Source organism: Aeromonas sp. QDB11, from assembly GCF_027705265.1.
Lineage (GTDB): Bacteria > Pseudomonadota > Gammaproteobacteria > Enterobacterales > Aeromonadaceae > Aeromonas > Aeromonas allosaccharophila.
This window is the reverse complement of the sequence record NZ_JAPDBM010000104.1, coordinates 1-7,972: the sequence shown is the minus strand read 5'-3', so window position 1 is coordinate 7,972 and position 7,972 is coordinate 1. Positions and strand designations below refer to the sequence as shown.

At 43.4% G+C, this 7,972-nt stretch carries 6 protein-coding genes and 1 pseudogene; 2 read left to right on the top strand and 5 right to left on the bottom strand.

All coding sequences use genetic code 11. The features are described from left to right. The 5 genes and pseudogenes from OKC40_RS21255 to OKC40_RS21235 form a co-directional block, all read right to left on the bottom strand. Positions 1–1,002: pseudogene (locus OKC40_RS21255) on the bottom strand (tetratricopeptide repeat protein); the annotation flags it as partial. Between the two features lie 159 nt (positions 1,003–1,161). Beyond that, a complete protein-coding gene (locus OKC40_RS21250) occupies positions 1,162–1,563 on the bottom strand; it encodes an H-NS family histone-like protein (RefSeq protein ID WP_270671837.1) in 402 nt (133 codons plus the stop codon). A 71-nt stretch (positions 1,564–1,634) separates the two neighbouring features. Beyond that, on the bottom strand, positions 1,635–2,306 hold the full coding sequence (locus tag OKC40_RS21245; RefSeq protein ID WP_270671839.1) for an inovirus Gp2 family protein: 672 nt from the start codon (positions 2,304–2,306) through the stop codon (positions 1,635–1,637). 450 nt (positions 2,307–2,756) lie between these two features. Further along, the gene (locus OKC40_RS21240) at positions 2,757–4,340 is read right to left on the bottom strand and encodes a YfjI family protein (RefSeq protein WP_270796905.1); all 1,584 of its coding nucleotides are present in this window, start codon (positions 4,338–4,340) and stop codon (positions 2,757–2,759) included. Next, positions 4,318–4,566 carry a helix-turn-helix transcriptional regulator gene (locus OKC40_RS21235; protein WP_081000947.1) on the bottom strand — a complete coding sequence of 83 codons (249 nt, stop codon included), beginning with the start codon at positions 4,564–4,566 and terminating at the stop codon, positions 4,318–4,320. Before OKC40_RS21235 ends, OKC40_RS21240 begins: the two co-directional genes overlap by 23 nt. A 295-nt stretch (positions 4,567–4,861) precedes the next feature. Here OKC40_RS21235 and OKC40_RS21230 point away from each other — a divergent pair, with 295 nt between their 5' ends. Further along, positions 4,862–6,895 (top strand): hypothetical protein, encoded by a 2,034-nt coding sequence (locus tag OKC40_RS21230; protein WP_270796903.1) that lies wholly within the window; start codon positions 4,862–4,864, stop codon positions 6,893–6,895. 472 nt (positions 6,896–7,367) lie between these two features. Next, positions 7,368–7,972, top strand: a 605-nt coding sequence (locus OKC40_RS21225; protein WP_270796902.1) for a DUF932 domain-containing protein, incomplete at its 3' end; no start/stop codon positions are given.

The following is a 7,972-nucleotide window of genomic DNA, read 5'->3' as shown; positions in this document are numbered from 1 at the left end:
GTAGGTGTACTGGGCGAGAATGTGTCCTTGTTGGGCGGCCTTGGCATAACTGGCTCTGGCCTGCGCCAGTTCACCTTGCTTATGCTGTAGCTCCGCCAGCTCGAACAATGCCTTTGGTACACCACCGTCAGCAGCCCGAGTTAACCAGTGGATCTGCTGCTCGCGGTCCACCTGCTGCAAACTCAGTTGGTACTCGGCTTCATGGGAGCCGTGCCCAGCAGCCTGCTCCAGCCAGTAACGTCCCAAAGCGGGGTCGGCTGATACCTGCTCCCCGGCCAGATACGCCATGCCAAGCCAGAGCTCTGCCTCGGCAGAACCCGCATTGGCAGCGCGCTGATAGGTAGCGAAAGCATGGGTGGGTGAGGCCTGCTTGGCTTGCAGTAACAACGCATCCCGTTGCTGCTGAGCCGCAGCCTTGTCGTTCCAGCGCTGGGCGAGGTCTGGTCGTTTGACGACCCCTTTACCTTGCACATATCGCTGAACCAACAGGTACTGGGCATCACGGTTACCCAGTTCTGCGGCTTGCTCAAGCCACTTGATGGCGTCCGTATCTGCACCCGGTTGGGTGCTGTACCAGCGGGCTAGGATCAACTGTGCTTCAGCATGATCCTGCTTAGCTGCCTGCTCGAACCAATCGAGGCATTCGCTCACCAGTTTGCCTTGATGCTGCTCCTGGCACATCAGGCCCAGCCGATAGCTGGCGTTGGTGTTACCAAGACGAGCTGAACGCTGCCACCACTGAGTAGCCTGCACTGGATTTTTGGGCTCACCTAGTCCGGCCTGATACCAGTCACCCACTTGCCAAGCAGCGCTGGCGCGGATCTTTTTATCGGCGGCCAAGGGGCCAGACTGCTCGACGGCCTGCTGCATCCAGTGCATGGCGTTGGGGTAATCGGGCTTGCTCGCCAGGCGTTTGGCCAGCTCATACTGGGCTCGTCCATCCCCCTGCTTTGCCGCTTGGGATAACTCGGTGTCAGTACGTGGGGCAGTGGCATCATGCGCATGCTAAAGGATGTTTTGAATAATGTCATTAGAGCTGGCCTCTGTCATGCGACAGATCATTACCTAGTATTCCTGGTTCGTCACAACGAGAGCTGGCACTAATTAGCCACGAAGCACGTAAAAAGAAAGGCCACACCGTGAGGGCATGGCCTTGTCTATTTAGATGAGGAAGTCATCCAGCTGACGACCTTGCTCGAGTTGCTCAGCCAAGAACTTGGGTGTACGGCCCTGACCGGTCCAGGTTTTCTCTACGCCATTTTCAACATAACGGTATTTCGGGGGCCGAGGTGCTCGTTTCGCTTTAGCCGCAGTCGCTGCTGCTGGGGCACAGCCTACCAACTCAGTCGGGTCAATACCAGCCTGAGCCAACATCGCTTGGAACTCAGCCAGCTTTTGCTGACGTTCTGCATTGGCTGCTTGCTCTTTCTCTGCGTGCTCCAGACGCTCCAGATAAATCGCTTCAATCTTCTCGTGGGCTTCTTGGAGTTGTTCCAGAGACAACTCACGCATTGCTGCACGTAGACTACGGATGTTCAACAGCACTTTCAGAAATTCACTCATAGATATCCTTAAATTAAATACGCAGGGATTGTTCTATAGCATACTAATGAGCACTGACATGCTCAAGCGTCTTATCGTACTTGACTGCAACCGAAGTTGCGTTGTCCATCAGCAACCTTCGTTCTTTGTTTACTCAGATAAGCCATACGAAATAAAAATGCACTGAAATTTTCATCTAAGTTTCGCGCTGAATTACGGTCAAACCTGTATTGTGGATTTACAGGGAAGTTAACCAGCGTTGCATTATCAGGGTATGGGAGGCCCAACGCGCTGCACCACGCCTTCTGGATCCGAGTTCCCATGTTGTTAGCATCATAATCCCGATAATCTCCCAGGAAGGCATACATGTCTTTGTTAAACAGCAGCATCAGGTGGTAATGAGGTGATGCCGATGACTCCTGCTCCCGACACCAGATAACGGTTGGTAATGACGGAGACCCACGCCGTTTCTGACGATAATGGTCTGCACGTAATTGGCTTTTAAGTGACTCCATAAAGCGAGTGATCACTGATGAATCTGAACGCTGTAAACAAGTCAGCGTATCCGTATCATCTTCAGGCGACTCACTAGCAAAACGCAGATCCACACGCAGAGCATAAACACGAGGATACCTAGCCAAGGTACCTGACACAACATCTAAGCTACGCCTTAAATAATAACTATTCATAGGGCCGTAACTATCTGTGTATAATCTAGTAAGTGCTTTCATCTTCAATACTGAATTTTTTAAGTGATTCAACATAGGAGTCCCTACCTTGGTGAATAGACACGGAGGTATAGTTATTGAATTAAATAAATAGATGTGCTTTTTGCTTAAGTAAATACACCATGCTCTGGATGCTATCCATAGTGGTACATGCTTAGAGGCATGTAGTCTTCATGCTCCTCTCATCGTTAGATTGCATAGCGTATGCTGCTGAACGTTAGTAGTGTGCATGGCTATGGATGTATATAAGAGTGTATGTATTACTATATGTATTGCTATATATAATACATATACCGCATCATGGCTTATTTAAATAAACCCATACACTCCTCAATCAAATGGACATATATACTAAAATATAAACATAGGGTTCCTAATTCAGATGCAGTTATGATACCGCCCTATATAACAACACTCTTAAGTTACTTAAGCGGAGTACTGCAATCAGTTAATACTGAACCTTAATGTATGGGTATGGTGCAACCATTAGTGTCGGAGCTTATTTCTCATGTCAATCAACGGTCTCTCAAAAAGTTCAACTGATGGTATTCCTGAATGGCGTCTTCCTTGATATTCGACTAGCTCGCTAACATAAATTCTATCACGGGTGCGGACTAAAGAGCGCCTAACAAGCCTAGGGTATTTCTTCCAAGATAAAGAAATATAGATTGACTGTTTCTTTTTAAAGCAAATGATATCTCCTCGAGCAATAAGAACTTCTATTGCATCTTCTAGCTTATTCGAATTACGAACACAATGTGGGCCACTTCGTCTAATGTCACCTTTCAAAAACAGCTCATTATTCCAGTTATGAATAATCCACTCCAGTAGCTTATTAACATGTGTCTCGTCCACGAACTCCCTAGCCTCGGGCGATCTAAATATTATCAATGCTTGATGTAAGTATATTTCAGCTAGTTCAATAGCAGTCTGCATAGTTTCATGAGTCACAAGCGTGGTTCTGTAGTTTATGTTTTTAAACACATGAAGTGCCGCCGCAATTCTTGACGCCTGCTCCATAAACTTTGAACCAAAATCTTTATAGTGCTCCAAATATTCCCCACGCCTCATTGCGTATTCAATGTCATTAAACTTGTCATTCCAAATTTTCTTAGCACTTTCTGTTAAATTCAGGCAATGACGCTCCTTGCCTTGTGCTCTCATCTCGAGCCCTTCTTGCAGTAATGCATCAATCCTTGAGCTAAATCTACCTAATTTAATTTTATCATCTAGTGATGCGCTATCATCCCTATCTTCTTGACGATAGCCAATCTCTGACTCAGGCTCACACAGTAGAATTCGAGCGTCTAATCCAGAGCTTCTCATCGCATCACCATTACTATCTCTGAATGTTCTATATATATCAGGCTGGATTTGCATGCTCAAAGTCAAACGAGCACCTTCAATATGAACTTCAGGGGCATTGGCTCTGTCAACACGTATAGTTTGACCTGACCATAGTGAGTTAAACAATGCATTATCTTTCATCAAGTCACTCGACAGTAGTGTCCCAGCTTCATCGGACACCAGAGCTAATGACGTATTCTTCTCAGCTAACATCGACTTCAGTTTTGCGACTGTTATATCCTCAGCTAAAATCCTCTTAACTACCGGAGCTATAGGCATATTTGAATGGTGAGTGTGCCATGCCTCTATTATAATGGGCTGCTCATCACCTTTTTTATGCATCTCATCTAATTCCTTCCTTAACACTTTTTTCTTTATATTCCACAATTCCAGTTCGATCTGATATTTCTGCTGTGCAGCATCTACCTGCTCAGCTAAGCATTTTTCAAATTCACGAACTGGTTTCATCAGTAGCTTATCGACCGTGCTTTTTCTCTCGCCAGAAGCAGCTAGAATTAGAGTGTAAAGTGATGCCGGTATTTTCATCTCACTTTTGGGGCTAATATCTACCAACTGCTGCGATGCGATAGCTATAACAGACAACATTTGAGTCAAGATCATAAATCTCGGGGCCTTTGTTCTATAGGCGACGACATCCAGTGGATCCCAAAGGGACTGATCTAACCGCTCAATGACAGTTTCAATGGCTCTGTGTTGATTCATTTTTGACCTCCATTGTTTGACTACTTTGTGACCTGGTTGCGATCCATTGATTGACCTCGCTCTGACGCCAGCCGATCGCTGACTTGCCAAGTTTTATCGCCCTGGGAAAGCTGGGGTCATGCCGAGCAGACTTGGCGTTTAGCTTGTCATAAATTGTTGATCTAGCGAGGCTAATCATCTTTGTAAGCTCAGGCATCCTAATGATGCGGTCTATTGCTTCTTGCATTATGTGATGTCCTTCTAACGTCTGATTGGATGAGCTCGCATTATGACGAGACCATGGTGTAGGTTAAAAGGAGACAAACTACGGCCCCAATTCCAGGGCAAGTTTGTGAGCATTTTTTGAGCAAAAAAACCATAAAGCGAGCACAAATTGAGCGATTCGTACTCACCCATGCCAACTCTCAATTGCGCCAATCAATTGTTAATCGCCCATATCCAACTGTGTTCGTACAAAACACATCTTGAGTGTTCAAAAAATGCACATACAACCACTCTGCAACGAACCCAACAGACAAATCATGAAGACACATCCTTTTGCTGAATTTATCTACTCTGTAGAAGACACCCTTGGCCTTTGGCATGAGGCTCGGAAAACAGAGCAAACCAGTAAACGCCCTTTCGATGCGCACCGTGAACACTTTCAGAATAAAACTGACAAAGATGATCTCCTGCCAAGACTAGAAGAGATATGTGAACTCTTACATATTGGCTGTAATTTATCGCCCGACATGATTTCAAACCATGTTGATGTATTAGAAAGTGTGTATATTGCATTAGCTCGAAGGGAATATATTCTTAAAGAATCAGCCGAGGATACAATTAAGCTTTATATTAAAAATGCATTAATTCCGTTGATGTGCGTAGACATTTCTATTTTTAAGCAACAAGCAAGTGAAATGTCTATATATTATCATCTTGACAAGATTCTAAGATTAGAAAATGTAATGATACAAGATAACGGACAGAGGCGATTTGGAAGGGAAGCTGCAAAACAATACATGCATAATTATATTCAAAACTACTTTGACATACATAAAGACATACTTATTAAGTATAATTTAAAAGGCTATAAGTCGTTAATTAATGACTTATTAAAATACCTTTATTATTTAACAGGATCAAAAAATCAAACCTGTACAAAATTGAATCAAATCATTAAAATTTGCAACCACAAATTTTCTGCTGCAAAGGTTGATAATTCTGTTTTTAGCATTAGACCTATAGCCGCTGCTTACACCGCTATAATCATCCTCCAAGATATAGATAACAAAACAGGTATGTTTGGCCATTTTTATAGCACCTATAGGAAGCTTACCCTAGACAACAAAACACTTAACCTGCTTGCACAATACATCTACACTTTACTTGACCTTAAAAATGAAAAAGCACACATTGGAGGGGCAATAATAGGTATACCTGCTGCTTATACATCATTGCATCTTAATTTGAATGAACGTAAAACTCTGTACTTAGATGAGATCGTTGAAATAATTATTTCATTTTTTGAAACCCCAGCAGTGTATCGATTTGACAACGACAAGCAATTATATCAACTTGAAGAACAATTAATTTATCTATCAAATATGGTATCTCTGCCACCTATTGCTAACCACTTAACTTACAGCTCAAACATCCTTGCCTATCAAGCGGTTAAAGCGAAGGACTACAATCAGAGAGTGGCTGAATTTAACAAAAACAATGTCACCAAAATCAACACGCTAACGAAACAAAAGACCAATCAATACCAAAAATATTTCACTCAATACACTATACTAATAGAAGCTCTTAACTGCATTAAAAATAAAAATCCAACAATGGCTTTAGACATAATCGATAGTGTAGATAGAGAAAATCTATCTACATTCGGGTTTATTAAACATGCGCTAGCTGTGCTAAAAATTGGATTAATGTACAATTTAAAGTGGAAGGCGATTAAGAATGGTTCTTTAATGCAACAGGTTAATGACATTATAAACCATCAAGGCATCGTTTTTGTCCCTACACGTGCATCTCAGCACGTTATAGGAAACAGCAATGACTCATGGCTTTCTAAAGATGAATATATAAAACACTCTATTATATCTGGCGGAAATACGTATAATACGATCATAGCACAAGCTATCTACGCTTATAATTATACCATTGCACGACACACAACTTCGCACGTTCAGGAAAAAGTTGCACATTCAAGACAAACATCTATAAATAATGGTTTAAATCTTAATCACTTCTCCGAATTTATTAACCACGGCCTACTTGATAAACTTAATGAAATCTCAGGGAAAATATTGACTGGACTAGATAAAATCAACACAGATGTAGAACATACATCATTTGTAGAAGAATTAATTGAAGCAGGATTCGTCTTATCAGATGATTTATCTAAAAATCTAATTCATTGTATTACAGGTTCTTCTCTCGGCGTTTGCCTTTTGGACCATTCAGCTATCATGATGTTTTTATCTGCCCCTGGAGATGATGTTGAAAACATCATTGAGTTGGGTAAAAAAACTAAAGTTGTGCAATCACTGTTCAGGTATCATCACCCTTAGCCTAATGAATGAGCACATCTTGATGCACATCAATGCCAAATATACCTGCGAGAATAGATTGTATATATTTATATTGTAGAGTATTGTTTTCAGGAGTGGAGCAAGTTGCCAAAGCGTAGGTTAATGCACTTTCGTGCCACCACGACCTAACAGCGTTGATCTTGGTACGCTGGTCGCTTCTCCTCCCTCTGATGTCAAAGTCCCTGCACCCCATCAAGCATGCCCCTCCAGATACTTTCAGATACGAATATCAAAAATATCTGGAATATCAAAAATATCAGCTGCAAATGAACCCCAAAACATTACTGGCGGCCGTCCGGCATTTTCATATAGCACCGTCTGATTTTATGGTGCTGTGCTGTCACCTTGCATTCCGATTACCTTCAATCAAATAAATTTCAGATATATATTCTCTCTATGAACCTACCTCTGGAGCTGCTTTGCCAGCCCCTTTTTCATTGGAGATTGATATATGGCTCATCTCATCGATACCATGGCCTACACTGGCCAAACACCCTGGCACGGCCTCGGAAATATCTTACCCCCACGACAATCCTTGGAGATCTGGCTTAAAGCTGCCGGAATGGACTGGACCATCGAGCAGAGCAATGTGATGTTTAACGTTGCTACCGATGCCTTGCATATTCGCCCCTATAAAGACAGCAAGGTGCTTTACCGATCCGACACGCTCGAACCCCTGTCGGTCGTCTCCCAACGCTATAACGTGGTACAGCCCCATGAGGTGCTGCACTTCTATCAGGATTTAGTGGAAATCGGCGGCTTTGAATTAGAAACCGCTGGCTCACTTAAGGGCGGCCGTAAATTGTGGGCGCTGGCCCGTACCGGCCAAGACTTGAAACTCAAAGGCAATGACTTGGTGAAGTCCTATCTGCTGCTGGCAACCAGCTGCGACGGCACGCTCTGCACCACGGCGCAATTTACCTCATTGCGAGTGGTCTGTAATAACACCCTGCAGATGGCGTTGCGTAATAGCACTGGGGCAGTCAAAGTCTCTCACTCGACGACATTTGACCCGGCTATTGTCAAAGAGGAATTAGGGTTGGGACTTGCTCATTG

Bases quoted from the DNA above. Each gene is read 5' to 3' on its own strand.
- OKC40_RS21250 (WP_270671837.1), bottom strand. From the start codon at position 1,563: ATGAGTGAATTTCTGAAAGTGCTGTTGAACATCCGTAGTCTACGTGCA.
- OKC40_RS21245 (WP_270671839.1), bottom strand. From the start codon at position 2,306: ATGTTGAATCACTTAAAAAATTCAGTATTGAAGATGAAAGCACTTACT.
- OKC40_RS21240 (WP_270796905.1), bottom strand. From the start codon at position 4,340: ATGAATCAACACAGAGCCATTGAAACTGTCATTGAGCGGTTAGATCAG.
- OKC40_RS21235 (WP_081000947.1), bottom strand. From the start codon at position 4,566: ATGCAAGAAGCAATAGACCGCATCATTAGGATGCCTGAGCTTACAAAG.
- OKC40_RS21230 (WP_270796903.1), top strand. From the start codon at position 4,862: ATGAAGACACATCCTTTTGCTGAATTTATCTACTCTGTAGAAGACACC.